This is a genomic window from Marinobacter fonticola (genome assembly GCF_008122265.1).
Classification (GTDB): Bacteria; Pseudomonadota; Gammaproteobacteria; order Pseudomonadales; family Oleiphilaceae; genus Marinobacter_A; species Marinobacter_A fonticola.
The window spans coordinates 1955541-1981029 of the sequence record NZ_CP043042.1 but is presented as its reverse complement, the minus strand read 5'-3'; the positions used below and the strand labels follow the sequence as shown (position 1 = coordinate 1981029).

19 protein-coding genes are annotated in these 25489 nt (G+C 57.8%); 5 read left to right on the top strand and 14 right to left on the bottom strand.

What is annotated here, in order from left to right:
- Positions 1-135: 135 nt before the first annotated feature.
- On the bottom strand, positions 136-1110 hold the full coding sequence (gene cysB / locus FXO11_RS08780; protein WP_148862628.1) for an HTH-type transcriptional regulator CysB: 975 nt from the start codon (positions 1108-1110) through the stop codon (positions 136-138).
- Positions 1111-1277: 167 nt separating this feature from the next.
- Here cysB and FXO11_RS08775 point away from each other — a divergent pair, with 167 nt between their 5' ends.
- Positions 1278-2054 carry a sulfite exporter TauE/SafE family protein gene (locus FXO11_RS08775; RefSeq protein WP_148862627.1) on the top strand — a complete coding sequence of 259 codons (777 nt, stop codon included), beginning with the start codon at positions 1278-1280 and terminating at the stop codon, positions 2052-2054.
- Between the two features lie 190 nt (positions 2055-2244).
- Positions 2245-4938, top strand: a complete 2694-nt coding sequence (locus FXO11_RS08770; protein WP_148862626.1) for a LuxR C-terminal-related transcriptional regulator — start codon at positions 2245-2247, stop codon at positions 4936-4938.
- 316 nt (positions 4939-5254) lie between these two features.
- Here FXO11_RS08770 and dinG read toward each other — a convergent pair whose 3' ends face one another.
- The 5 genes from dinG to FXO11_RS08745 all read right to left on the bottom strand — a co-directional run bounded on the left by dinG (position 5255) and on the right by FXO11_RS08745 (position 12481).
- Entirely contained in the window at positions 5255-7393 is a 2139-nt protein-coding gene (gene dinG / locus FXO11_RS08765) for an ATP-dependent DNA helicase DinG (protein WP_148862625.1), read from the bottom strand.
- Complete coding sequence (locus FXO11_RS08760; RefSeq protein ID WP_148862624.1) at positions 7393-8229, bottom strand: general secretion pathway protein GspB; 837 nt, start codon at positions 8227-8229, stop codon at positions 7393-7395. The genes dinG and FXO11_RS08760 overlap by 1 nt, the downstream gene beginning before the upstream one ends.
- Before the next feature lie 3 nt (positions 8230-8232).
- A complete protein-coding gene (locus FXO11_RS08755) occupies positions 8233-10053 on the bottom strand; it encodes an ExeA family protein (RefSeq protein WP_148862623.1) in 1821 nt (606 codons plus the stop codon).
- Between the two features lie 108 nt (positions 10054-10161).
- Entirely contained in the window at positions 10162-11643 is a 1482-nt protein-coding gene (locus FXO11_RS08750; RefSeq protein ID WP_227546088.1) for a DUF3336 domain-containing protein, read from the bottom strand.
- 37 nt (positions 11644-11680) lie between these two features.
- The gene (locus tag FXO11_RS08745) at positions 11681-12481 is read right to left on the bottom strand and encodes an MlaA family lipoprotein (RefSeq protein WP_227546087.1); all 801 of its coding nucleotides are present in this window, start codon (positions 12479-12481) and stop codon (positions 11681-11683) included.
- A gap of 113 nt (positions 12482-12594) precedes the next feature.
- Here FXO11_RS08745 and FXO11_RS08740 point away from each other — a divergent pair, with 113 nt between their 5' ends.
- Entirely contained in the window at positions 12595-13002 is a 408-nt protein-coding gene (locus FXO11_RS08740) for an acyl-CoA thioesterase (RefSeq protein ID WP_148862622.1), read from the top strand.
- 66 nt (positions 13003-13068) lie between these two features.
- On the opposite strand, the gene FXO11_RS08735 is transcribed toward FXO11_RS08740, so the two are convergent.
- The 3 genes from FXO11_RS08735 to FXO11_RS08725 all read right to left on the bottom strand — a co-directional run bounded on the left by FXO11_RS08735 (position 13069) and on the right by FXO11_RS08725 (position 20133).
- Complete coding sequence (locus FXO11_RS08735) at positions 13069-14190, bottom strand: beta-ketoacyl-ACP synthase III (protein WP_148862621.1); 1122 nt, start codon at positions 14188-14190, stop codon at positions 13069-13071.
- Positions 14191-14322: 132 nt separating this feature from the next.
- Entirely contained in the window at positions 14323-18240 is a 3918-nt protein-coding gene (gene hrpA / locus FXO11_RS08730) for an ATP-dependent RNA helicase HrpA (RefSeq protein WP_148862620.1), read from the bottom strand.
- A gap of 216 nt (positions 18241-18456) precedes the next feature.
- On the bottom strand, positions 18457-20133 hold the full coding sequence (locus tag FXO11_RS08725) for an AMP-binding protein (RefSeq protein ID WP_148862619.1): 1677 nt from the start codon (positions 20131-20133) through the stop codon (positions 18457-18459).
- A gap of 663 nt (positions 20134-20796) precedes the next feature.
- On the opposite strand from FXO11_RS08725, the gene FXO11_RS08720 reads away from it, so the two are divergent.
- Positions 20797-21756 carry an alpha/beta fold hydrolase gene (locus FXO11_RS08720; protein WP_148862618.1) on the top strand — a complete coding sequence of 320 codons (960 nt, stop codon included), beginning with the start codon at positions 20797-20799 and terminating at the stop codon, positions 21754-21756.
- Positions 21757-21929: 173 nt separating this feature from the next.
- The gene (locus FXO11_RS08715; RefSeq protein WP_148862617.1) at positions 21930-22412 is read left to right on the top strand and encodes a MaoC/PaaZ C-terminal domain-containing protein; all 483 of its coding nucleotides are present in this window, start codon (positions 21930-21932) and stop codon (positions 22410-22412) included.
- A gap of 11 nt (positions 22413-22423) precedes the next feature.
- Here FXO11_RS08715 and FXO11_RS08710 read toward each other — a convergent pair whose 3' ends face one another.
- The 5 genes from FXO11_RS08710 to FXO11_RS08690 all read right to left on the bottom strand — a co-directional run bounded on the left by FXO11_RS08710 (position 22424) and on the right by FXO11_RS08690 (position 25447).
- The gene (locus tag FXO11_RS08710) at positions 22424-23275 is read right to left on the bottom strand and encodes an AgmX/PglI C-terminal domain-containing protein (RefSeq protein WP_227546086.1); all 852 of its coding nucleotides are present in this window, start codon (positions 23273-23275) and stop codon (positions 22424-22426) included.
- Positions 23276-23393: 118 nt separating this feature from the next.
- Positions 23394-23906, bottom strand: a complete 513-nt coding sequence (locus FXO11_RS08705; RefSeq protein WP_148862615.1) for an ExbD/TolR family protein — start codon at positions 23904-23906, stop codon at positions 23394-23396.
- The gene (locus tag FXO11_RS08700) at positions 23903-24436 is read right to left on the bottom strand and encodes a biopolymer transporter ExbD (RefSeq protein WP_148862614.1); all 534 of its coding nucleotides are present in this window, start codon (positions 24434-24436) and stop codon (positions 23903-23905) included. Before FXO11_RS08700 ends, FXO11_RS08705 begins: the two co-directional genes overlap by 4 nt.
- 16 nt (positions 24437-24452) lie before the next feature.
- Positions 24453-25094, bottom strand: coding sequence for a MotA/TolQ/ExbB proton channel family protein (locus FXO11_RS08695; RefSeq protein WP_148864850.1), 642 nt, complete (start codon positions 25092-25094; stop codon positions 24453-24455).
- Between the two features lie 41 nt (positions 25095-25135).
- A complete protein-coding gene (locus tag FXO11_RS08690) occupies positions 25136-25447 on the bottom strand; it encodes a hypothetical protein (RefSeq protein WP_148862613.1) in 312 nt (103 codons plus the stop codon).
- Positions 25448-25489: the final 42 nt, after the last annotated feature.

Sequence of the window (25489 nt, the reverse complement as noted above, 5' to 3'; positions counted from 1 at the left end):
CGAGGGCTTGAAGCAGGGGTACCGGGAAAAAGGCGTGATACCTTCAGCTTCGCTTCGAAGCAGCCCGCTGGGCTGCCCCGACATTTGCATGATTCAGTATCTTCGTATGATTCAGTATCTTCGTATGATTCAGTATCAGTGTGTCGGTAGTTCGATACCCTCGAACAAGGCCTCCACATCCGCGCGACTGGATTGATGCGTCGCCTCATCCACCATTTCACGGGTGAGATGAGGCGCAAAGCGCTGGATGAAGTCGTACATGTATCCGCGCAGGAACGTGCCCTTGCGGAAGCCGATCTTGGTTACGCTGGGCGCGAACAGATCCTTGGCGTCCAGGGCCACCAGATCGCCGTCTGTTTTTTCGTCAAAAGCCATGCTGGCGATGATCCCGACACCCAGTCCAAGCCGGACATAGGTCTTGATCACGTCGGCGTCGGCCGCGGTAAAAACCACTTTGGGCGTAAGCCCCTTGCTCTGGAACGCTTCGTCAAGCCGTGACCGGCCCGTAAAGCCAAACACGTAAGTGACGATCGAATACTCTGCCACGGCCTCAAGCGTCAAAGGCCGGCACTTCGTCAGCGGATGGTCCCGGGGCACGATGATGCTCCGGTTCCAGCGATAGCACGGCATCATGATCAGGTCGTTGAACAGCTCCAGGGCCTCGGTCGCAATGGCAAAATCCACCGCGCCGTTAGCGGCCATCTCCGAGATCTGCATCGGCGTGCCCTGATGCATATGTAGCGACACGTCAGGATAGGCCTCGATAAAGCCACTGATAATGGGCGGTAACGCGTAGCGGGCCTGGGTGTGGGTCGTCGCAATACTCAGATCGCCCTTGCGCTGGTTACTGAACTCCTGGGCAATCTTCTTGATGCCTTCCACGCGGCGCAGAATTTCTCCGGCCTCCCGGATGATCGTCTCGCCGCCCGGCGTGATTCGCGTCAGGTGCTTGCCACTGCGGGCAAAGACCTCGACACCGAGCTCATCTTCAAGGAGACGGATTTGTTTCGAAATGCCGGGCTGGGAGGTGAAGAGGCTCTGAGCCGTCGCGGAGACATTCAAATCGTGATGCGCCACTTCCCAGATGTAGCGCAGCTGCTGTAGTTTCATCGACCGTCTCGCTCCATCTTCGTTTTTATTCGAATAAAAATATAAGCAATAATTCTTTTTAAGAATAGATGCAAAGGTCTACAGTTGGAACCCTGTTTGGGCCTCAGAAAAAGTCCACGCTCCAAGGGAACGTGAGGGCCCACGATTTTCAGTGTAGATCATAATTTATGGATATCGTCTTTTATATTCTTGCAGGTGCGGGTGTCGGTCTTGCCGTCGGCCTCACAGGCGTCGGGGGAGGATCCCTGATGACGCCGCTGCTGCTGATGTTCGGCTTCCCGCCGCATATCGCCATCGGCACCGATTTGATCTACGCTGCGACCACCAAGGCAACCGGCGTCTACACGCATCACCGGCAAAAAACCATTGTTTGGCCGATTGTGCGCCGGCTGCTGATGGGTTGCATACCGGCATCCCTGGGTGCAATTGTCCTGCTCTCCTATTTTTTCACCGATCCTGAAAGCTATCGCGGACTGCTGGTATCCACCCTGGGTGCGATGCTGATTCTCACATCCATTGTGCTCATCTTCCGGCCGTGGATACTGCGCCAGCGCGATGTCGAATCCGACGAAACGTTCATGGTGCGTCACCAGGCCGGTCTGACTATCCTTGCGGGTGTCTTTCTCGGCTTCGCCGTGACCTTGTCGTCGGTCGGTGCCGGTGCATTCGGCACGGCCATTCTGATGATGCTCTATCCGAACCTGAGCGGGGTAAAGATCGTCGGTACCGACCTCGCCTACGCGGTGCCCCTGACCTTCCTCGCGGGCATGGGCCACTGGCATTTGGGCAACATTGACTGGAATCTGCTCGGCGCGCTGCTCATCGGCTCCATACCGGCCATCCAGCTGGGTACGCGGCTGGCCCGCAAGGTACCCAATCGCGTTCTGCAATCGACTCTCGCCGGTATCCTGCTATTGATCGGCCTCAAGTACACCTTCTTCTGATCCGCTACGGGTGTTACGCTCCGTCGGCTTGGCGGAGCAACACGAAGAAGGCGTGCTTACAGCCTTGACTTCGCTCGGCAAGCGCCGAAAATCGGGAGATCGATTCAAAGCCCGCTGGAAGGCGCGCCAGTACGTCCCGACAGTCACCGCAAGGGACGAAGCAGTTCAATAACCGGACCCGCTAGACCCCATGCTGTTAGCCACCAAGTTCCTCAGACCCGCAGCCGATGCCCGGGCGATTCGCCGCAGTCGCTTGCTGGATCTGCTTGAACGGCGCCAAGGCAAACGGCTTGACCTGGTGGTGGGGCCTGCCGGTTTTGGCAAGACCACGCTCGTCAATCAATGGAGCGCGGCCCAACCCCTGCCCGTGGCCTGGCTTTCGCTGGACGCCAACGATAACGATCCCAGACGATTCTGGCAGTATGTTACCGGCGCCCTCATTCACGCCGGTTTTGCGGAACTGGAAAAGTGTCAAAAAGCCTTCAATACGTTTGCTGCACATGAACTGGAAGGCGCGATCACCGGACTGATCAACACCCTGGTCACCTGCGGTGCCGGAGGCCTGAACCTGGTCGTCGACGATTATCACCAGATTCAGTCCACCGAGATCCACCGCCAGCTCACCTACTTTATCGACTACCTGCCACCGGGTATGACGGTCGTACTGATATCGCGAACCGAACCTGATCTGCCACTGTCCCGTTGGCGCGTGCGGCAGTGGGTGGATGACATTCATCCTCAACTCCTGGCCTTTTCCGAGGATGAATGCCGGCAATTCTTCCAGGATTGTATGGCCATCGAGCTGAATCGGGACGAGGCCCGCAAAATCTGGCAGAAAACCGAAGGCTGGGTCGCGGCCATGCAGTTGAGCGCCCTATCGGCGCGCAACAAACCAGCGGGCAGCCAGAGCGCCCCGGCCAGCCTTGTGCCGGACTCGCTCCGCCAGATTAACGATTACATTCTCAGCGAAATTCTCGATCAGCAACCGGACGACGTTGCCCGCTTCCTACTCGATACCGCCTGCTGCCTGCGGCTGACCGCGTCGCTATGCGACAGCGTGCGACAGTCGAAAGACAGCCAGGAGATGCTCGAAGCCCTGAGTCAGCGCAACTTGTTCCTGATCCCCCTGGATAACCGCGATGAGTGGTTCCGCTATCACGATCTGTTCCGGGAAGCGCTGTTTCAACGTTTGCAGCAGAGCGATCCCGATCGGATCCAGACCTTGCAATCCCGCGCGATCCATTGGCTGTTGGACCACGACCACATTCAGGAAGCCATCGCGCAGCTGGTTCAACTTGAGGATTGGCAATGGCTGGGTGGCGTGCTGGAACAGCATGGCAACAACCTGATTCACGGTGGTTTCCACCTGCCGGTACTGGACTGGCTGGATAAGCTCCCCGACGGCGTGGTCGCCAACAATCCACGGCTATCCATGTTGCAGATATGGGGACACTTTTTTGCCAACCGCCTGGATGCTATCGAGCCGCGCCTGGAAAGGTTGGAGGACCTGCTGGACCGCCGTGTGGCCGACTCCCATCCGGACGCCGAGGGCGCACTGGGGCTGCAGAGTGAAATCGCCCTGATCCGCTCCTACCTGGCCCGCACGCGCAGTGACCTCAAAAGCGCGGCGGATTTGACGCAGCAAGTGCTCCGGGATATCGACCACACCCAAATCCCCCTCAAATCGGTCACTTACTACGGTCTCGGACTGGACTATTTTGGCCGTGGCGACCTGCCCGCCGCCGAAGAAGCCCTTCAATCCGCCGTATCCCATGGGCAAATCGAGCGCAAACCTTCCACGGTGCTCTCCAGCGGCGGCCTGTTGGCCTGGATTCAATTCAACCTGGGACACATTGATCTGGCGCTGGAAAGCTGCGTGTCGGTGCGCCGCTGGATCGATCGCCACTACGCCGACCCGAAACAGCCCAAACTGATCTCCTGTTGGCAAAACTGCGCCCTTATCGAGATCTACCGCGAACGGGGTGAACTCGAACTGGCTGAGACGCATCTAGCCCCGCTCCTCGGGCACCTGGAACAAGGCACCGAACCGGGCCAGCACGTTATCATCCAGTACGCCCGCGCCCACCTGGCCTTTACCCGCGGCGACTACATGCAGGCGATAAACGCGCTGGACGATGCCGAGCGCGTACTGCGACGGCGGCGCGAGCATATTGTGTTCGAGCCCCCAAACCTGGAGGCGCTCAAGGCGCGAGTTCAGTTGGCGCAGGGCCGTACCGACCAGGCCCGTGAATGGCTGGATCGCCGCAATCCGGAGGCATTCCGCAACCCGCTTAATGCGGAGCAGGATGCCATCACCGCAGCTCGCGTGCTCATTGCCATCGATGCCCCCGGCGAGGCCATCACGCTACTGACCCCGCTACGCCTGTCTACGGAAAAAGGTCAGCACAACAAACACCTGATCGAAGTCTTGACGGTGTATGCGGAGGCCCTTTCCCGCGAAGGTAAAAATGCCGAAGGTAAAGCGGTGCTGACGGAAGCCCTCAAGCGCGCCTCCAGAGAACAGATGTTCCGCCTGTTCGTCGAGGAAAGTCCGGCAGTCCACCACCTCATCCGGGGCATCGATTCCCCAACGGTGGATGACGATTACCTGAATCGGCTCAGGACGATGTTGCCTGAGCAGCAGGCAGCAGCCGCAGATCTCAAACCGCAACCGGCGCCCGGTCTGGTAGAGCCGCTGAGCGTACGTGAGCGTGAAGTGCTTGAATTGATCAACGAGGGACTGGCCAATAAGGATATTGCGCTACGCATGCAGGTGGCGGGCACTACGGTAAAAGCCCATATTCGTAACCTGTACGGCAAGCTCCAGGTGAAAAGCCGGACCGAAGCACTCGCCAGGGCCCGCCAGCTCGATTTGCTGGCGTAACATTTGTGACAACGATCACACTTTTTCCGAGTTTTTTCGGCCCACTACGCCCTTTGGACGATCCGGATACGCCCCTTCTCGCCCTATTATGCTCCTGACGGTGAGGGAAACCTCACCACCGGAATCTGAAACTTCAGGCCTTTGGATTCCATGTTCCGTGTTGCTTAAAACCCCAGGGTTATCAAGTCAGAGCCCTGTTATCGAAGGCGCCATCCGTTTTGGATTGGCGCCTTTTTTTCGCTGGCGTTGTACCACCCTCTGTTTATCGCCAATGACCTGTGACGAGCTGCATATCACTGATTTGCGTTAAGCGAGACTATGATGCAATGACACGCCGGAACGGCGGGAGTGCATCCAACAGAAGTTGACCGTAACGGCGGGTGACAATACGCCGGTCGAGTATCGTAATACGCCCTTTGTCCTGCTCGGTACGCAGGAGGCGCCCGACCGCCTGAACCAGCCGGATCGAGGCATCCGGCACCGTGATCTCCATGAATGGATTGCCACCGCGGGCAGAGACCCATTCGGCGAGGCTGGCATCGATAGGATCGTCCGGTACCGAAAACGGCAAACGGGTGATGACAACGTGCTTGAGATACTCACCCGGCAAGTCGATACCTTCGGCAAAACTGGCCACGCCAAACAGGACGCTGGCACGGCCTTCGTCAATCCGGACTTTGTGTTGTCTCAGCACCTCGCCCTTTGCCATATCGTCCTGCGTGGTGATCAGCTCGGGCCACTCCGGCGCCAATCGGTCCCTGACCGCATTCATCTGCCGTCTTGAGGTAAACAGCACCAGCGTCGCTTCCCTGTCTTGCCAAAGCTCCGGTAACCGTTTCACCAAGGCCTCGGTAAAGGCATCGTTGTCTGTCGGCAAAGCTGACATGGCGGGTACTTCCACCGAGGCCATTTCAGCGTAACGGAAGGCGCTCGGCACCACGAGATAGTGACTGGCTGCCGGCAAGCCCGCCCGACTTCGTAACCGGTCGAATTTACCCAGCGCGGTGAGCGTCGCACTGGTCAATACCACACCGAACGCCCGCGACCAGAGACGGCCATATAGCAGGCTATCGGCGAGAACGGGACTACTGAAAAAGGTTATGTCTTCAGCATGATCGAACCGTTGGCGTATAGCCCAGCGCGCCGGCGGCGGACCTTTATCTTCTTTTGCCGCTTGCCATGCGACCCAGAGACGGTGCTGGTCTTCGGCCCGGCCATGCAGCCCTCCGGCCACTGGAAACCAGCCCTCTGCCGTTTGCCGGTCAACATCGTGTTCGCGCTTCTCGTCGAATGCTTTTTGCAGCTCGTCCACCAGCACACCCAGTTGCCGGGTCAGCGTCGCCGACACCACGCCTGCCTCTGCCGATGCCGACGCCAACGCCTCCGGCAATTCACCATCCGGGTAGCGCCATTGCGCCATGCTACGTTCGTCCTCGAAAGCCCAGTCCGTCGTCTTTTCGGCCAGCTCATACACTTGGGACAGGTTAGCGTCATACTCTCTCGACGCCTCACTGATACGATCCAGCGTCTTGGACGCAAGCGAAGCCGGCGCAAGGTGAGGTTTCATTTTCACGATGACCTGCGAAAGCTGTTTCAACCAACTGCGCGTGGCATTGAGAGAAACGGACGCCGCAAAGTGATTCAGGGCCTTGTCGGGGAGATGGTGAGCTTCGTCAAAGATAAAGACGGCCTCTTCCGGTGGCGGCAGGATGGCGCCCCCGCCAAGGGCCAGATCCGCCAGAACTAGGTCATGATTGGCGACAATGACATCAGCGTCGTCGATGCCTTTGCGCGCATCGAAAAAGGCGCAGCTGTCGAAATAGCTGCATTGACGGTTGGTACACTGCCGATGGTCTGTCGTGACCTGGCGCCAGAGATCGTCCGGAATTTGTCGAGGCCAGTGGTCCCGGTCACCGTCCCAGTTCCGCGAGGCGTATTGGCCCAACATGTCCTCGAAGAATTCACGGGTGCCGGGTTCATCTTCCGACTGCCGGTCCAGCAAGAACAGCGGCATGGTGTCGCTGTCCTGAACCCCCTCGTCATGCAATCGCCCCTCAAGGCGGGACAGGCACAGATACCGGCCACGCCCCTTGGCCAAAGCCCAGTCGAAATCGATAGAGGTATGCTTGCGCAGGTCGGGCAAGTCTTTCTGCACGATCTGATCCTGCAGCGCCACGGTGGCGGTGGAAATAACCAGTTTCTTGCCCAGCGCCTTGGCCGTCGGGATGCAGGCCAGCAAATACGCGAGGGTCTTGCCGGTACCGGTACCGGCCTCGACCACACAGGCTGACGCAGGTGACGTGCGCTTGCCCTCACTCTCGGTGATTCCCCCCAGGTAGCGGGCGATCTCGGCAATCATCAGGCGCTGACCATAGCGCGCTCTGATCGATTTGCCGTTAAGGACATCCCGATAACCTTGCTGAATGCTCTGTTTGACGTCGTCGGACAAAGGCATCAGCGAGGCGTGACCCAGTCGCGGACGACACCCACCCGAAAGGTCTCTCCGTAGGCACTCAAAACAACGCCGTCACCGGTGATGGCTTCCACGCGAATGCCGGAGAAAGAATCCCCTGGCCGAAGGTAGTTGTCATTGATCATGACCCGCCGAGCCGCTGGATCGGAAGCATAGATGTGACTGCTGAAATGCAGGTCGGGAATACTGCGTTGGAACGCCATAGGCTTCTCCACCAGATGCTGAACCGGCGGTCCGTCGGCGAAATCATATTTTGGCGGCGCTTGACCGGTGGCGCCTGGAAGCGTTGCCGGAGCATCGTCCCTGCGGCTGGGCACGATCAGCGTTGGCTTTTCGGACATGACGGAGCCAGCTTGTGCCTCAGGGTATATCTCCTCGCTTTGGGTCGATGACGGCGTAATGAGCATGGGCTCCGGCAACGGCTCCGCTTCCTCCTGGGCCGGCTCTTGGGCTCCTGCGTTTGTCGCAGGCTCCACCCGGGCAACCTGGGGTTCCGGCTTGGGCTCAAGCATCTCCACAGGTTCGGCTGTTACTCCTGCCGGCGATGGCTTTACCGCGGATGCGGGCTTCGGTGCCGGCTCCTCTACAGGTTCTGCGGGGTGATTATCGACCGTGCTCGCCAGAAATCCGGAACCGGGCCAGAAGATCACCGCCAGGATGGCGCCGTTGAAGAACAATGCCAACGCCACCCAAACACCCACTGGAATAGCCCGCCGCTTGGGCTTGTGCACCATCTGTACGGAGTTTGCGAGATCCGGCGCCCGCCCCTGCTGGCGTTCGGATTCAGAACGCCGAAGTGCATCGAGAATATAGGACATGGCTTACCGAACCTCCGCGGTCTGACGCCGCGATGGCACAAGCGTGGGTATCGAAGGATAAAGAGCGGAGTTGATTTGGATCAGGGTTTTCGCACCGGCAATACCATCCGGAATCAGTCCGTTGCGGGACTGGTACCATTGAATCTGGGCCTCCAGCGGCGCCGCGATCAATTCGTCCTGCCTTGTCACGTTGCTTTCCAGCGTCGTAATCAACTCCATCAGTTTAGCGCTGAGCCACGCCTCTTCGCCCGCGGCTTCTCCGGAGGGAACCAGTGCCGACTGATAAGGAGGCAATCGCCAGACCAACGAGTAATCGCCCAGCCAATAACGGTCGACGGTTTCCAAGGTTAAATCGAGGCGTTCGTCACCCAGCAACAAACTGGCTATGCCATTTTCCAGATTAATCAGCGTCGCATAGCGCACGTTCCCCTGATCATCGAACAGGCGCAGAATCACCGGGCGATTCAGCAGTTCGATGCTGCGCCAGTTCCCTTGCCGATGCAGACAACGGAGGCCGACGGTTTCAGCGAACTCACAGGCGTAGGGGCTTTCGGTTGCGCTGTACTCGAAACCCCAGCGGGCAAACAGGTTGCGGTATGCCTCGGCCTGATCCTTGCCGGGCTTTTCGATAACAGACAGCCAGTTCGGCGGCACCTGAGCCTCGGGCGTGCCGGCATCCGGACCGCCGATAAAAGGCTGCGCCGCGATGGCCTCGCTGCTCTCTCCAGCTCCAGCAACCTCTTCGCCAGTAACCTCTTCGAGAGGCGCCGCTTCGCTCTCGGCGGGCGACTCCTCTTCCGTATCGGCGACGCTGCTGTCACTAGCTTCAACGGGCGATTCAGACGACTCAGGAGAGGTTACGACGAGCGGGGGGATGTCGTTTTCCGACGCCACAGCGTCGGCGTCGCCCCCGGGGCCTATACGGTCGACGACGGCCCAGGTGAAGACGGTCGCAGCCAACATCACCGCCGCCAGGGAAACCACCCGTAACAGACCCAGCTTTCTGGCTGGGCGGCGCTTTTTGCCGAGTACTTCTTTAGCCGCCTGGGCGATATTCTGCCTGCTCACTTCATGGGTGCCTTCCGAGTAGGCGCCCAAAAGTGCGCGATCGCAAATCAGGTTGATTACCCTTGGGATGCCGCCACTCAGGCGATAAAGCAGGCTCAGGCCGGAAGACGTAAAAAACTCGCTACGCTGGCCGGCGACGCTCAAACGATAACGCAGGTAAGCCGGCAACTCTTCGCGGCTAATCGCATCCAGGTGGTAGCGTGCCGTAATACGCTGGGAGAGCTGGCGCAATTGCCGTGTATCGAGAATCTCCTGCAACTCCGGCTGTCCCAGCAGGACAACCTGCAACAACTTCTTTTCTGCAGTCTCCAGGTTAGTCAGCAGGCGCAACTGTTCTAGCACGTCTGCCGAAAGATTCTGCGCCTCGTCAATGATCAATACCTGATGACGGCCGTTGGCGTGGGCTTCCAGCAAATGGTGATTGATCTGGTCGATCAGACGTTTGATGGTGCTGCCGGAAGGATGGCGGATACCCAATTCGTCGCAGATGCTTGAAAGCAACTCCCGGGCGGACAGCCGGGGGTTGAGCACCAGCGCAATATCGACGTTCTCCGGTACATTCTCGATGAAGCACCGGCAAACCGTGGTCTTACCGGTACCCACTTCGCCGGTGATCACGATGAAACCGCCCTGCCCCTGTACACCATACATCAGGTGGGCCAGCGCCTCTTTATGCCGCTCGCTAAGGTAGAGATAGCGGGGATCCGGCGCTATCGAGAACGGCGGTTCCCGAAAGCCAAAAAACTCGTAGTACATGGGTGTCCAGTCAGGGTCAGGGTCGCGCAACGGACCCGTATGATACCGTCAGGCTCTCGTCACTGTCACCCATCCCGGCGGCTATTACCGTCATCCCTGTGACGGCGTCTACTCAGCCTGCGACACCAGCCTCAGTTCGCCCCTTCTGTTATGCATCTGGGCCTGCACGCGCGTTATACAGCGCTCGAGGGTTTTGGATATCTTGGCGTGGGAACGAATCATCGAAATTTTCGGCCAGGTCGCCCGCTCACCCTCCAGCATCATCTCGCGCACGAATACCGGTGTCGGGTTGGCCAGCATGCGAGCGAAATGCCGCCAGCGGTAATCTGGCACAATCGTGATATCACCGGAATAGCGCTGGGCCATGATGGTGTAGAGATGGCCGGACACTTGCCGCAGCAGTTCGGGCCGGACACGCTTGCGCAGGTAATCGAACGCGCCCTGCCCGTGGAATTGAATCTCCGATTTGAGCGCATGCATGGGTAGCTTCAGCAGGCTCAGTTTTTCATCTTTGCCTCGGCGATTCAGGAAGGGTACTACGTGGGGATTGCTTTGACTGACGATGGTAAAATTCACGTCGTACAGATGCATGAGCCGTTCGATTGGCAAGTCGCTTACCACCGACCCATCGACGAATCTCAGCCGGGGCATGTACGGCAAAATCGAACCAATAAGGTCCTTTTTCATCAGGGTAACCGGTGGAAAAAGGCCCGGTACTGCAGCGGAGGCCAGCGCCGCGCTCCAAACCAACAAATAGGGCGAGGTGTATCCACACAGCAACCGGGGCTTCTGGTTCGCTCTTACCGGCGACACACTAATATTGATCGAACGGCCCGTCCGGTCAAAAGCTTCCTCAAAGGTGTACTCACCCATATTCGCCCGTAAATTGCTCATCAACTGCCCTTGGTCCATAAAGCCCTTGCCGTTGAGGCCATTGAGCAGACCATTCCACTTCCATGCTTTCAGGTGATGGGTTTCGGGATCAAACAGCTCCGGGAGCTCATCGTCGGTATGCGTGCCCAAAATGCCCGCCATGATCGCTCCAACGCTGGAACCGGCGATGGTTTGCGGCAGCAGGTTGCGCTCCCAAAGTGCCTTGACGACCCCCAGATGGAAGGTCCCCAGCGAGGCGCCGCCGCTCAATAAGAGCGCCGGCCGTCCATAACTGGTCAGCGTATCGCGGAAAAAACGCAGCTTTTCGTCGAGAGGAAAGCCGGGGATGGGACGATCACAGAGAAAATCCAGGGATTCGCAGACCTGCGTGATGTAGGTCTCGATCAAGTGCTTGGTGCCGACCCGGGAGCGTGCGTAAAGCACGGGGTTGCCCATATTGCCCAGGTCGTGGTGCAGACCTTCCCGTAGCGCCCGCCTGAGGCGCTCGTAGTCATGGTTCTGGTGGTAGTCTCGCAAATGGGTCAAGCGGTCGTAGATCAGCTCGTAGTGGTAAAGATCGGAGGGGTTCTCCTCCTTCCACTCCACGTTACCTTCGAGGTAATCGAGCTCCAGCGCGGCCGCCTTCCACATTTCATAATTCGGCGCTTCGGCGAGCAGCTTGCGAAACTTCTCGATGCGACTCGCTCCAATCATCATGCCCCCAGGCCTCTTGTGTGGCGCCAGCGTGACGGGATCAGAAATCCTCAAGCATTAGATCTTCATCGTCGCTGGCGAACGGATCCGACTTAACCTCACCGTCATTGATCAGAAATTCACGCCGTTGCAAATAAGCGTTTCTGACGAAAGTATAGCTGTCTCCCGACATAAAGTTCTCTGCCGGAATCAGGTCTGCACGCACGTCCACCAGTTGCAAACCGCGCAGGTAGTAATTCTCCGGCGACTCGATGTAGTCCCAGGTGCTGGGCATCACGGTCAGATCCACCGCCAGCCCACCGAAATCCCGACCGGTGGACGGCCCCAGGAACGGCAGTACCAGATAGGGCCCGCTGGCCATACCCCAATAGCCCAGGGTCTGGCCCATATCTTCCGGTCTTTCGGGTAAACCGAATGCGGTACCCACATCGATCAAGCCCCCAAGCCCGAACGTGGTGTTATAGGTAAACCGGCCCAGCGCGACCACGGCGGATTCACCCTTAAGCTGCAGCACGCTGTTGGCGAAGTTTTTCACTTCGCCCAGGTTGCTAAAGAAATTGGTGACTGCGGTATCCACCAGGTCAGGTGTAATAAAACGGTACCCCTGGGCCACGGGCCGCAAGAACCAATCGTCGAGGAACTGGTTGAAACCGTGCACCTCGCGGTTCCAGCGCTCCCAGGGATCGCGCTCCTCGGCGCGGGCATTAGGCATCGGCTCCTGGGTAGGTTGGCCTGGCGGTGGAGGCTGCTGTGCCAGGGTCTCACCCACGGATACGAGAGGTAAGACGATAATAGCCGCGCGCAAGCTGCGAACGACTGATTGCTTATTCAGGTTTTTCATCAGGTCGCCTGGGATTTTTGACTTTGTACGTGTTTTGCTGAAAATAGCGCGTCGCACCTTGAGCGGTGATCCGCAATTATCGTTACATGAACCCCCGAGATGGGAGAAAACGCATGTCAGAGTTCGGGAACCTGGTGGACTCCATTGAGATCCCCCTACGCTGGGGCGACCAAGACGCCTATGGGCACGCCAACAATACGGTCTATTTCCGTTTTTTTGAAGAAGCCCGTATTACGTGGCTCGATTCAGTGCCGATGAAAACCGCCCCCAAAGGTACCGGCCCCATCATCATCAAAACCAGCGCCACATTCCTCAAGGAACTGAATTATCCGGCCACAGTCCAGGTCAGGACCTACGCTGGCAAAGCCGGCAATACCAGCCTGGAAAGCTGGTATGAGATATTCGACAGCAAAACCGGTGTTAAGTACGCAGAAGGCTACGCCAAGATCGTCTGGTTTGACCACGAAACCCGCAAGTCTACCCGCCTACCGGACGAACTCCGGGCGCTGGCCGCCGAATAAGCGATCGCCAACGATATGAAAGCCCGCTCTATGCGGGCTTTTTGCTCTGGTGCAACAGATCACCAATCAACGCTTGCGAACAACCACACTGCCAATTGAATACCCCGCCCCAAAAGAGCAGATCACGCCCAGGTCGCCAGAAACCAGGTCTTTTCGATGGAGGTGGAAAGCGATGATCGAACCGGCAGAACTGGTGTTGGCGTACTCGTCGAGAATAACCGGCGCCTCCTCTTCGGTGGCGTCGCGCCCCAGTACACGCTTGGATATGAGCTGATTCATGCCGAGATTGGCCTGGTGCAGCCACATCCGGCGCAAGTCGTCCGGCGCCAGTTCAAGCGCCTTCAGATGGCCCTGAATCGTTTCGGCCACCATAGGCGACACTTCTTTGAAAACCTTGCGGCCTTGCTGAATAAACAGTTTATCGGGCTGGCCCACACCGCTTTCGTCCGCTCGGTTGAGGAAGCCGAAGTTATTGCGGATATTGTTCGAAAACTTGGTTTTCATGCGCGTGCCCAGCACGTCGAAGCCCTGGCCTGCCGCCACACGGTCTTCGCGCTCGACAAGTAATGCTGTGCACGCATCCCCGAAAATAAAGTGACTGTCGCGGTCACGGAAGTTCAGGTGGCCGGAGCAGATTTCCGGACTGATCACCAGCACCACGTTGGCCGTACCATTTTCCACGGAGTTTACGGCGGCCTGCAGGCCGAACGTCGCCGAGCTGCATGCGACGTTCATATCGTAGGCGAAACCGTCAATACCCAGCGCCTCCTGAACTTCGATAGCAACCGCCGGATAGGGGCGCTGAAGGTTCGAACAGGCAACGATCACCGCATCGACATCGGCCGCCGACCGTCCAGCCTGTTCAAGCGCCTCTTTGGCAGCTGCGACCGACATGTCGCACTGCACACTCGGCTCGTCGTTACCGCGATCCGGAATATAAGGACAGAGCCGATCAGGATCGAGGATACCCTCGCGGTCAATCACGTGACGGCGCTTAATGCCCGATGCCTTCTCGATAAACTCCGGTGCCGAAGGTTGAAGCGGCTCACGCTCGCCACGGGCGATCTCGTCGGCATAGGTTTGATTATGTCGCTCCACGTAGGCGTTGAATGCCTCGACCAGCTCTTCGTTGTCGATAGATGCCGGCGGCGTATAGAGCCCCGTTCCGCTAATGACGGCTTTAATCACGTGACACTCCATAGAATGAAATCAGAGGTTGTTTAAAATACTAACACAGACCGGCGATACCGGAGCCCGAACGAACGTCTAAAATCCTGTGTTGGTTCGGGGCCACTCGCTCCAGGTGCACAACTTCTCGGTTTAGGTCCGAACCGTCTCCCACTGCCGGTCCAGTCGCTGGCGCGATACGGTCATCACGGTGCCCAGCTGCTGAGCGAAAAACGACACGCGGTACTCTTCCAGCATCCAGCGATAGAGCGTCAACTCGGGATCGCTTATTCCCTGCTTTTCTTGAGCCTCCCGGCGTTTGGCGTAACGCTCCCAAAGGCCCTCGAACACATGAAGAAAGGTGCGCTCACGTCCCATTTCCCGAGCCATTTTGTCCAATCGAACCGTCACCGCATCCAGGTAACGCGGATACTGGGTGAGCCATTCCCCCGGCGTTGATACCAAAAATCCGGGATAGACCAGATGATTCAACTGAAATTTCACGTCAGCCATACTGGTCGCCAGGGCTAACGGAATTTTGCCCTTTAGCTGCTTCATGTGGGCATTGTAGGCCTTCAGGATCTGATGGACCAAAGCGGTCCGCTCTTCAAGGAAAGGGATGAAATGGCCCCGCCCCTGATCAAAAACCTGATCGAACGCCGCACGACTTCTGGGACTCCCATCCTTCAGGAAGTGTTCGATCACTGTCGACAGCAGCAGATCGTCCAATAGCTCGCCAGCCTTGCCGACTGGCGCAAACAGCAATGCAGCAGCCTTGAAATCCGCCAGTTTGCGATCGATCCCCTCCAGCGTGCCGGCAAACCGGTTGATGATAAGGCGCGCGACGCCCCGCGCCATGGTCCGTTCGCTGGTCAACGGGTCAAGAAACCGGGTCTCGCGCACATTTCGGCCAAGCTCTTCCAAAGCCGGATAAACGCGCACCTGCATACCGCTGCGTTCGGTATCGACGGCCTCCGGCAAGGTACCGAAAATCCATTCTGTGGATTCCCGGGTCTCGCCTACCGGTGCATCATCGCTGGCCATCTGGCTTAGCGCCCGCTCAGCCTGCGCGTCCAGCTGCGACTGAATGCCGGTGACGTTCCGGCCTTCCGCCAGCGTCTTGCCCTTGTCATCCACAACACGGATATTCATGCGCAGGTGGGTCGGCAATTCATCCTGAGGCCAAGCTTCCGGCTCGATACGCACACCGGTCATGCGGCGTAACTCATCGGCCAGCTTGACGGTCAGCGGTTCATTGGAGGGCGCCATATTGGCCAGGGCCGCATCGACAAAATCGGGCACAGGCACGAAATTGCGCCGAATAGCTTTGGGCAAACCCTTGATCAGATGAATGCACTTTTCCCGCAACAGCCCCGGCACCAGCCAATCGACCCGATGCGATGGCACTTGTTTGAGCGCCATAAGCGGCACGTGCAAGGTGACCCCATCGTCCGCCCGGGTCGGCTCGAACTCATAGCTTAGCGGGTAACGCGCGCCTTCCCACTCCAGCTCGTCTGGATAGGCCATCCCGATCTGGGCATCGGGCGCGCGCTGAAGAATATCCTCCTCGGTGAGATCCAGGGCATTCAGCTGCTCCGCAGAAAGCCCCTTCCACCAGGTCTCGAAGTGCTGCCCGCTGACCACCGATTCCGGCAGCCGCTCGTCGTAGAAAGCAACCAGCGTTTCCTCGTCCACCAGTAGATCGCGACGGCGGGATTTGCGCTCCATATCCTCGACGCTTTCCAACAGCGCCTGATTGCGCTGAATGAAAGGCGCATGGGTATCGTAATCCCCTTCCACCAGTGCGCGCCGGATAAAGAGTTGTCGCGCTTCACCGGGGTCAACCTTGGCGTAGCCAATACGTCGTTTGGGCACCACATCGAGACCGTAAAGGCTCACCTTCTCGTAACCCACCACCTGGGCGCGTTTGCGCTCCCAGTGGGGTTCGAAATAGTGCCGCTTGACCACATGGGAGGCTAACGGTTCCACCCACTCAGGCTCGATGCGAGCGATCATTCGCGCAAATACGCGGCTCGTCTCTACGATCTCCGCTGCGACGATCCATTTGGGCGGACTTTTTGCGACTTTGGATCCCGGGAAAAGCATGACCTTACGATTGCGCGTCGCCAGATACTCGCGCTTTTCGTATTTAATAGCGACTTGCCCGAGCAACCCCGCCAGGACAGCCTTATGGAAAGCATCGTAAGACGCCTTCTTCTGATTGGCGCCAAGCTTTTGCTCGCGGCAAAGTTGCATCAATTGGCGGTGAACATCGCGCCACTCGCGCATGCGCATGTAGGAAAGAAAGCTCTTCTGACACAGCCTGCGCAACTGGTTCTGGGACAGGGCCTGGCGCTGTTCTTCGTAGAAATTCCAGATGTTGAGCAGCGTGGCGAAGTCTGATTCTTTGTCGTTGAAGGGCGCATGAGCTTGATCCGCCTGCTGCTGTTTTTCCTGTGGCCGTTCGCGGGGATCCTGCACGCTGAGGCCCGCAATCACGATCAGGATTTCTGCCAGACTGCCCTCTTCCGCACCGGCCACCAGCATTCGCGCTAAACGCGGATCCACCGGCAGGCGCGCCATCGTGCGTCCCAGCTTGGTTAGCTGGCGCTTGTGGGAAACCGCTCCCAATTCCTCAAGCAGCTTATAGCCGTCGTTAACCAGCCGGTTATCCGGCGCCTCCAGAAACGGGAAAGCGCGGATATCGCCCAAACCGGACATGGCCATCTGCAAAATAACCGAGGCCAGGTTGGTTCGCAGGATCTCAGGGTCGGTGTATTCCGAACGACTCAAAAAGTCCGCTTCGTCGTACAGCCGAAAACAGATCCCTGGCGCAACGCGGCCGCAGCGCCCTTTGCGCTGGTTGGCACTGGCCTGGGAGATGGGTTCGACCGGAAGACGCTGGATCTTCGAACGCACGCTGTAGCGACTGATCCGGGCCACCCCGGTATCGATGACGTAGCGGATCCCGGGGACGGTCAGCGAGGTTTCCGCCACGTTGGTGGACAACACGATGCGCCGTCCGCCATGGGACTGAAAGATTCGGTTTTGCTCGCGGCTGCTCAAGCGTGAGTACAACGGCAGTACTTCGGTATGACGCAGCTCGGCGTGGCGCAGCGATTTGCTCATCTCGCGAATTTCACGTTCGCCAGGGAGGAATACCAGCACGTCGCCAGGACGATGACCGTTGTCGCGCTCGTGCGTCTCGATTTCCTCCAGCGCCTCCACAACGCCATCTGTCCAGCCCTGGTCCTTATCGTCTTCGCCACTGACCAGCGGGCGGTACCGCACTTCTACCGGATAGGTTCGACCGGAGACCTCAATAACCGGCGCGTCGCTGAAGAAGGCGCTAAAGCGATCCACTTCAATCGTCGCCGAGGTGATGATGATTTTCAGGTCCGGGCGCTTGGCCAGCAGGTTGCGCAAGTAACCCAAAAGGAAATCGATATTGAGGCTACGCTCGTGAGCCTCATCGATGATCAGCGTATCGTAGCGGTCAAGGAAGCGATCGTTCTGGACCTCGGCTAACAAGATGCCGTCGGTCATCACTTTGACCAGCGAATCATCCGAAGTGACATCCGTAAAGCGGACCTGGTAACCAATACGGCCACCCACGGGTTCGCCGATTTCCTCGGCGATGCGTGAAGATACGCTGCGCGCTGCAATTCGCCGGGGCTGAGTATGGCCGATAAGTCCGCGCGTACCGCGACCGGCTTCCAGGCAAATCTTGGGAATCTGGGTCGTCTTGCCTGAACCGGTCTCCCCCGCCACGATCACGACTTGGTGATTGTCGATCGCCTCGCGGATATCCGCCACACGCTCGGAAACCGGTAATCCATCCGGATAATGGATGTCCGGCCGAAGGCGAACGCGGCGCTCGTATTCCGCATCGCCCTCCTCCAGCCAGCGGGCTATTTTTTCGGAATCCCGGGCATCCGGCTTACCTTTGCAGCGGGCCAACAGCTTCTTGATGCGAGCGACGTGGCGCTGGGGAATCTGATTAAAACGCGCACTGAGCTCGGCACTGCCCGGTGCTGGATGATGCGCGACGGAAGGGTTGGAATGACTCATCAATCGGGTGTAGTTGCTCGTAGACGGGTTTATATCGACTTAAACGGTAACGATAACAGAGATTCGGGACAGACGTTTCCCTGTATTGAGCGACATGGTATTGAGCGACATTCGTGCGCTGCCCGGCCAGAGAGCGTTAACACCGGCGACAGCAACAAAAAACCCTGCCGCCGGCCAACGACCGGGGCAGGGTTTTAGGGAAACGCCATTACTGGCTTACTTCTTGGGTTCCTCGTCCCGCAGTTCGCGGCGCAGGATCTTGCCCACGTTGGTCTTCGGCAGCTCGTCACGGAACTCGAAGAATTTGGGCACCTTGTACGCGGTCAGGCGCTCGCGGCAAAATTCCTTCAGCTCGGACTCTTTGAGCTCTGGTGATTTGCTCACCAGGAATACCTTAACCGCCTCACCGCTCTTTTCGTCCTGCACACCGACGGCAGCACACTCGATCACCTGAGGGTGGCCGGACACCACGTCTTCAATCTCGTTGGGGAACACATTGAAGCCAGAGACGATGATCATGTCCTTCTTGCGGTCGACGATGCGAATATAGCCGTCTTCCTGAATCACCGCGATATCGCCGCTGCAATAGAAACCATCGTCGGTAAACGCCTTTTTGGTTTCTTCCGGACGCTGCCAGTACCCCTTCATGACCTGAGGCCCCTTGACGCACAACTCACCCGGTTCGCCGATCGGCGTATCGTTGCCTTCGTCGTCGACGGTCTTGATCAGCGTGTCGCAAATTGGCAGGCCAATCGTGCCGAGCTGGATCGCGCTGGGCGGGTTGAAGGAAACCACTGGCGAGGTTTCGGTCATGCCGTACCCCTCTGTAATCTCGCAGCCAGTCACTTGCTTCCACAACTTGGCCGTCGCGCTGGTCAACGCCATGCCGCCCGAAGACGTCATTTTCAGGGTGCTGAAATCCAGATTGCGGAAGTCATCGTTGTTGCACAGAGCGACGAACAACGTATTCAGGCCCAGGAACGACGTAAAGCGATAGTTCTTCAGCTCTTTGACGAAGCCCGGAATGTCACGCGGGTTGGGAATCAGCACGCTATGCGCGCCGGCTTCAAGCATGATGCCGCAGTTCAACGTGAAGGAATAGATGTGGTAAAGCGGTAACGGCGCGATGACCACCTCCTTACCCTCTTCCACGTTGTCTTCCATCATTGGGCGGGTCTGCAGCAGGTTCGCCACCAGGTTGCCCTGGGTCAGCATGGCACCTTTAGCCACGCCGGTTGTGCCACCGGTGTACTGCAAGACAGCAATGTCGTCCTTCTTGACCTGAACCGGCGTGAACTTGCATTTGCTCCCGGTTGCCAGAACCTTAGGCAGGCTATGGGCGTTGGGCAGGTTGAAGTCCGGCACCATCTTTTTAAGGTGCTTGACCGCCGCGTTCATGAGCTTGCGCTTGAGCGGTTTATGCATGTCGGCGAGTTCAGTCACGATGACGTGCTCAATGCCCGTATGCGGCAGTACTTTCTCGGCGTTGGCCGCCATATTGGCCAACACGACAAGCGCCTTGGCGCCGGAATCGTTGAACTGGTGCTCCATCTCCCGCTGGGTGTAGAGCGGATTGGTATTGACGACGATGAGACCGGCGCGCATAGCTCCGAAGACGATAACCGGATACTGGGTCACGTTGGGCATCTGGATGGCGATCCGGTCACCCGGTTTTAGATTGGTCTTTGTTTGCAGCCAGGCAGCGAAGTTGCGGCTCTGCACATCCAGATCGTGATACGTCAGCGTGACGCCAATAGCACTGAATGCCGGACGATCGGCAAACTTCTTCACAGCCGTGTCGAAGACGTCCAGCATGCTGCTGTACTTGTTCAGGTCGATCTGGCTGTTCATCCCGGGCGGATATTTATCCTGATAAAACTGCTCCAAATCCATCACACCATCTCCTGTATTGCATTTATGCTTGTAATGATTGTTTTGTCGTGACTGTCTGTTTTAAGCATTCAAGGAATTATCGACTATTAAGCGTTGCTGACCATCGGCTTTTTAACCTAATCGACTTTATTAGCCTTTAGGTTTTTATCAACTCTTATTGTCAGTCACTCTTGTAGTCAATGCCCCTTGATTGTCTGTGCCAACCTAATACCTTGTGCCCACCCAAGAGCTTGGGCGTTGCCTACTGCAATCCCCTACAGTCAAGCCCGGCTTTTCATCCCACGCTGTATAGCGTCTCCGAAAACACGATGTTTTGCCCAAAAAATCATGCTTTGTCCGAAAACACTCGGGTTTGACAGCACAATTAACCCGCAAAAGTGACGTGAGAATACCAGTTTTCAATCGGATGAGGTAGCTGGTCGAAACGCCCGGCGCGCAATTCGAAACGAGACATCTATTGAGCCTATAACGAGACACTGGTCACAGTTTTTTGTGCCCTTTTCGTATCGCTTGAATGTACACTAAATGCGCTCAGCCCCAATCTGAAAAGCTCTTCGACGACCGTCGTCAGCGTTGATTGGCAGTTGATTGAGAGTTGATTGGCAGTTGATTGAAAGTTGATTGTTCCAGACCGATAGCCTTCGTGAACAGGATGCAGAACAGATGAGCCCACAAGAGACCCGAGCCGACGCAGCCCTGAACGCCGTCGAGCAGGTCTGGCTCGACGGCCCGGACGAACACGCAATACCCGTCTATATTTGGCGGCCCGAAGGCGAACCCGAAGGCATCGTACATATCTGCCACGGCATGGCCGAGCACGCGCAGCGCTACGCCCCTCTGGCCGGCCGGCTGAGCCGGTACCGCCTGCTAGTCGTAGCGCACGATCACCGGGGCCATGGCCCGCACACACCGGAAGAATCGCTTGGCCACTACGCCAACGAAAACGGCTGGGACAAGGTGGCCGGCGATGTTGGCGTGGTTCAGCATTGGGTTCATGGTACTTGGCCGACACTACCCTGCTACCTGCTCGGACACAGCATGGGTTCCTTTATCGTGCAGAGCTACTTGATGCGCGGCCCGGCGGGCTCATTGCCGGCAGGACTGATTCTATCCGGCTCCAATCGCGACAGACGCGTCCGTCTTGGGCTACTCCGAACGCTTTTGAAGATCGTTCGACGGGTACAGGGTGCAAACACCCGCAGCTCAGTCATTCGCAAACTGACGTTCGGGGCATTCAGCAAAAGCGTCAAATCACCTCGTACCGAATTTGACTGGCTCAGTCATGACCCGGCAACTGTTGACGACTACATTAATGATCCATACTGCGGATTCGACTGCACCAACCAGCTCTGGTCAGACTTTGGGAGCGGCCTCGCCAGCTTGCGACGGCGCAATGCACTCCAACGCATACCGGCAAATCTCCCCATTCTGATCGTTAGCGGGGCCGACGATCCGGTTGGCGAGTTCGGTCGCGGTACGCAACGACTGGCACAGGCCTATCGTCAATCCGGCCATCGCGACGTGACTTGTATCGTTTTTCAGGGGATGCGTCACGAGCCGTTCAACGAGCGCCGGCGCGAAGAGGCAGAACAGGCGTTGCTAGACTGGATCGACCGGCACTAATGCATTATCTGGTCAATTCGCTGACTTACTGCGAGCTTCTGAAGGCTTTGTCGCAAGGCGCTGGTCTGCAGGCATGGTGGTTCCATGTCAAAGAGCAGCAACGCAGAGCCAAAGCCTTCAGAAGCTGTATCGTTTAATTACGGAACGTCGAGCACTATCGGAGTAAGAGGCACATGGAAACTTTGGAAAATATCGTTTACGACGACCTGCAAGTGGGCGATACCGCGAGTTATACGCGGTCTCTCACGGAGGAAGAGCTAGTGCTTTTCGCGGCGGTTTCAGGGGATGTAAATCCTGTTCACCTCGACCCAGCCTTTGCCGCCAACAGTATGTTCAAGGAGCGCATTGCTCACGGGATGTGGAGTGGTTCGCTGATTTCAGCGGCGCTCGCCACGGTGATGCCCGGGCCGGGCACCATCTACCTTGAGCAAAGTCTGAGCTTCAAACGGCCGGTAAAACTGGATGACACCCTCACCGTCAAATTGACGGTTGCCAGCAAGGGTTCGAGGAATCGTGTCTCCCTCCACTGCCTGGTGACGAATCAGCGCAATGAGGAAGTCGTCACCGGCGAGGCCAGAGTCATCGCGCCTAGCGAAAAGATGTCACTGACCAAGCCGCAGTTGCCACGGATCACGATTGAGACGGCCAGCGGCTAACGCGTCTTGGCTCACGAAGGCAAAAAGTCGATCGGGAACCGTACCTGGCGCTGCTCAACGTCCGCAGCGCCGAAATTAAACAAGCGTACCCGGTCGACAATCTTCTGCTCCAGGGTAGGTGCTTCCAGCTCGGAACTCACAATCCTACAGTCGGAGACTCGCCCGTCCGGCTCAATCGTAAGCTCCAGCAAAACTTCACCCGCCAAGGCAGGATTCCTTCTTAACTCTCTGTTATAGAGAGAGAAAAGTGCCGATTTTTGCTGATCGAATACACGGCGGATATTGGCCATCGAGCGTTCGCCCGGCCCTTTGGGCTGAGCGGCTTCTTGCGGTTCAGGCGTTGTTCTCTGTTCTGGTGCCTCCACCGCCTTAACGTCGTGCTGGGCAAGGTCGACCGCTTCCTGCGGACCGTCCACGTCGTTCACGCCGTCGCTACCCGCCAATACGTCGCTCTGCTCATCTTCACGCTGTGCCGACGGTTCGGCAGCGTCATCCTCGACATTCGCACTCATCCGTGACGACGACTCCGAATCGGTCATGGACTGCATCGACGACAACTCGTCCTGCAAAGCCATAAGCCCCGAGCGAGAGGCCACGTCGCGCGCCTCTTGAACGCTCTGTTGCTGCGCTGGCTCAGGCGACTCCGGTTCGGCGACAGGTTGCGGTGTCGGTTCTGGCCTGGATTCAGGTTCAGGCTGGGGATCGACCTCAGGGATCGGTTCGGGCTCAGGCGCGGGCTCAGGTTCCGGCTGCTTCTCGATCAGCCGAGCGAGCTGGGGCGGTATTTGCTCCTGCGTTTGCCGCTCAGGCTCAGGTAGGTCGATGGTCGGGATAAACACGGCCAGCGGCAAAAAAATCAACACGAACAACGCCAAACAAAGCAAAAAGCGCCGACTCTCGCCCGGCTCTCTGCTCCAGGGCAGCGCTAGAGAGGTGTCAGGCCCCTCGGCGTTATGCTGAGTCCGTATATCGTCGAACCGGCTACCCATTGGCAGCCTCGCTGGCGGTTTCGGAACGTTGCTCGACGGCCAGGCGCACGCGGCGGTAGTCGGCGTCGACACAGGTTTGCATGATTCGGCGCAGATCCCGGTACTTGGTGCCTTGATCGGCCATCACTGTGACTTCCAGTCCTTCTGCCGGGATTCCGGCATGCTTGGCTTTACGATAATTGAGCTCATCCAGAAGCCCCTGGATGTGAGGCGATTGCCCATCGGCCCCAGCCCCCGACAACTGGGCGACTTCGCGGCCCTGCACCCGGATGGATTCGCCGCTAACCTCTACCAAGAGCGTTTCTTTGCTGGGTTTTTCCGCCGTCGACAAGGGCAACGAGACATCGGTCGACTGCTGCATCACCTTCACATCGGAGGAATTCACCATCAGAAAGAACACCAGAATGGTGAAGATATCCATCAGCGACACCAGGTTGAGGCCCCCAGCTCGATGCATGCGGCTGTAGTGCCGCTCCATCCGGCGCGCACGACGTGATGCTTTCACGGTGTCGCCTCCGTTTGTCCAGTGGTTTCCAGAACGCTTACCTTAACGTCCGCGGGAGCATCCCCAAGGGATACGTCCGGAAAGAGCTCGGCGCGCACGACACTGGCGGCCACAACTTCAGGATAGGAACGCACGGTATCCATCGCCGTCACCAGAGTTTGATAATCGACATCCGGACCGATTCGCAGTACCAGGTCTGTTTTCTCCGGCATACGCGCCTTGATGGCCTTGAGCGTCTCCCTCAAAGCGGCGAAATCCTGCTCTCCCTCTTGCAGAGGAAAACTGTCGATCAGCCCCCGGTCACTATCGGCCACCCGAATGCCCGAAGGCACCAGCAGCACTTCCAGACGAAATGTCTCTGCTTCGGGCGCTTCACCCGCGGCCATACCTGGAAAGTCCAGCTCGATCATGCGGATCTGGGTAAAGACCATGCCTAGAAGCAAAACAGGCACCAGCACAATCATCAGGTTCAGAAAGGCGGTAATGTCCAGTTCGGCATTGGTCGGCAGGCGCCGGTGTTTACGTCTCATGCTAGCCACCGGTGGATCAGGACGCCTGGGCGCGCTGTTCGGATACCGTGTTGAGGAACTTCACGCCCGCCATCTCGAAGCTGTCCACCAACTCATTGGTTCTGGTTTGCAAAACCGCATGGAACAGCAACAAGGGAATGGCGGACATTAAGCCGAAGGCCGTGGTATTCATGGCCACGGAGATACTCTGGGATAGCAGGGTCGCTTTTTCCGCCGGATCGGCGTTAGCGACCGCCGTGAAGGCTGCGATCAAACCGATTATCGTGCCGAGAAGCCCTAGCAACGTCGCCACGTTGGCAAGCGTTGCGAGATACTGTGTACGTTTCTCCAGGCGCGGCAGGACTTCCATCAGCCCCTCTTCCATGGCGTACTCGATATCTTCACGACGATGGTCGCCCAGCAGCCGGCCCAGTCCAGCGCCTAAAATCGAGGCGATGGCACTGTTGGAATTATTGGCTGCCTGCATCGCCTGCTTGTAATCGCGCTTACGCAGCAGCGGAAGAATTCCGGTTTCGAAGGCTCGCCGATTTGCACGGCGCACCCGTGAGAGGTAGATAAAACGTTCCAGCGCGATAGCTAGTCCAATAACCAGAACCAGCGCGATGGGATACATGAACGGCCCGCCGTTCTGGAAAAAGCGAATTACGGTTTCAAGCAAAGGCATGGAATAACTCTCCGTTTTGTCCTGTTGCGTCGTTATTACTGCTTGCCGCGATGCGGATTCAGCGTTTGCCTGAACTGGCGGTGGCCCTCCATGGCATTGGGATCGGCCGGTTCCAACAAGCCCTCGTCGTCAAGCCGCAGAGGGTTCCGGGCGCGCCGGGATATTGTCGGCGGTTGCCATGGCAGAATGTTCAGAACCCTGGGGTAGTCGTCGTCGCCCTGTACCGAAATACCCCGGACCGTTAATACCGTCCGGTTGCCGGCTGTCGTCGCATCGGCCGATGCCTTCTCTTCAGTGGTCACCGTGTTCGCTGCCCATACCGGAGCCAGGGTACCACTGACCGCCATTAAACAGGCCAACAACATTGTTCTGAAAACGCGATGACAATC

Coding starts and splice junctions, on each gene's coding strand:
- cysB (WP_148862628.1), bottom strand. CDS start 1,110: ATGAAACTACAGCAGCTGCGCTACATCTGGGAAGTGGCGCATCACGAT.
- FXO11_RS08775 (WP_148862627.1), top strand. CDS start 1,278: ATGGATATCGTCTTTTATATTCTTGCAGGTGCGGGTGTCGGTCTTGCC.
- FXO11_RS08770 (WP_148862626.1), top strand. CDS start 2,245: ATGCTGTTAGCCACCAAGTTCCTCAGACCCGCAGCCGATGCCCGGGCG.
- dinG (WP_148862625.1), bottom strand. CDS start 7,393: ATGCCTTTGTCCGACGACGTCAAACAGAGCATTCAGCAAGGTTATCGG.
- FXO11_RS08760 (WP_148862624.1), bottom strand. CDS start 8,229: ATGTCCTATATTCTCGATGCACTTCGGCGTTCTGAATCCGAACGCCAG.
- FXO11_RS08755 (WP_148862623.1), bottom strand. CDS start 10,053: ATGTACTACGAGTTTTTTGGCTTTCGGGAACCGCCGTTCTCGATAGCG.
- FXO11_RS08750 (WP_227546088.1), bottom strand. CDS start 11,643: ATGATGATTGGAGCGAGTCGCATCGAGAAGTTTCGCAAGCTGCTCGCC.
- FXO11_RS08745 (WP_227546087.1), bottom strand. CDS start 12,481: ATGAAAAACCTGAATAAGCAATCAGTCGTTCGCAGCTTGCGCGCGGCT.
- FXO11_RS08740 (WP_148862622.1), top strand. CDS start 12,595: ATGTCAGAGTTCGGGAACCTGGTGGACTCCATTGAGATCCCCCTACGC.
- hrpA (WP_148862620.1), bottom strand. CDS start 18,240: ATGAGTCATTCCAACCCTTCCGTCGCGCATCATCCAGCACCGGGCAGT.
- FXO11_RS08725 (WP_148862619.1), bottom strand. CDS start 20,133: ATGGATTTGGAGCAGTTTTATCAGGATAAATATCCGCCCGGGATGAAC.
- FXO11_RS08720 (WP_148862618.1), top strand. CDS start 20,797: ATGAGCCCACAAGAGACCCGAGCCGACGCAGCCCTGAACGCCGTCGAG.
- FXO11_RS08715 (WP_148862617.1), top strand. CDS start 21,930: ATGGAAACTTTGGAAAATATCGTTTACGACGACCTGCAAGTGGGCGAT.
- FXO11_RS08700 (WP_148862614.1), bottom strand. CDS start 24,436: ATGAGACGTAAACACCGGCGCCTGCCGACCAATGCCGAACTGGACATT.
- FXO11_RS08690 (WP_148862613.1), bottom strand. CDS start 25,447: ATGGCGGTCAGTGGTACCCTGGCTCCGGTATGGGCAGCGAACACGGTG.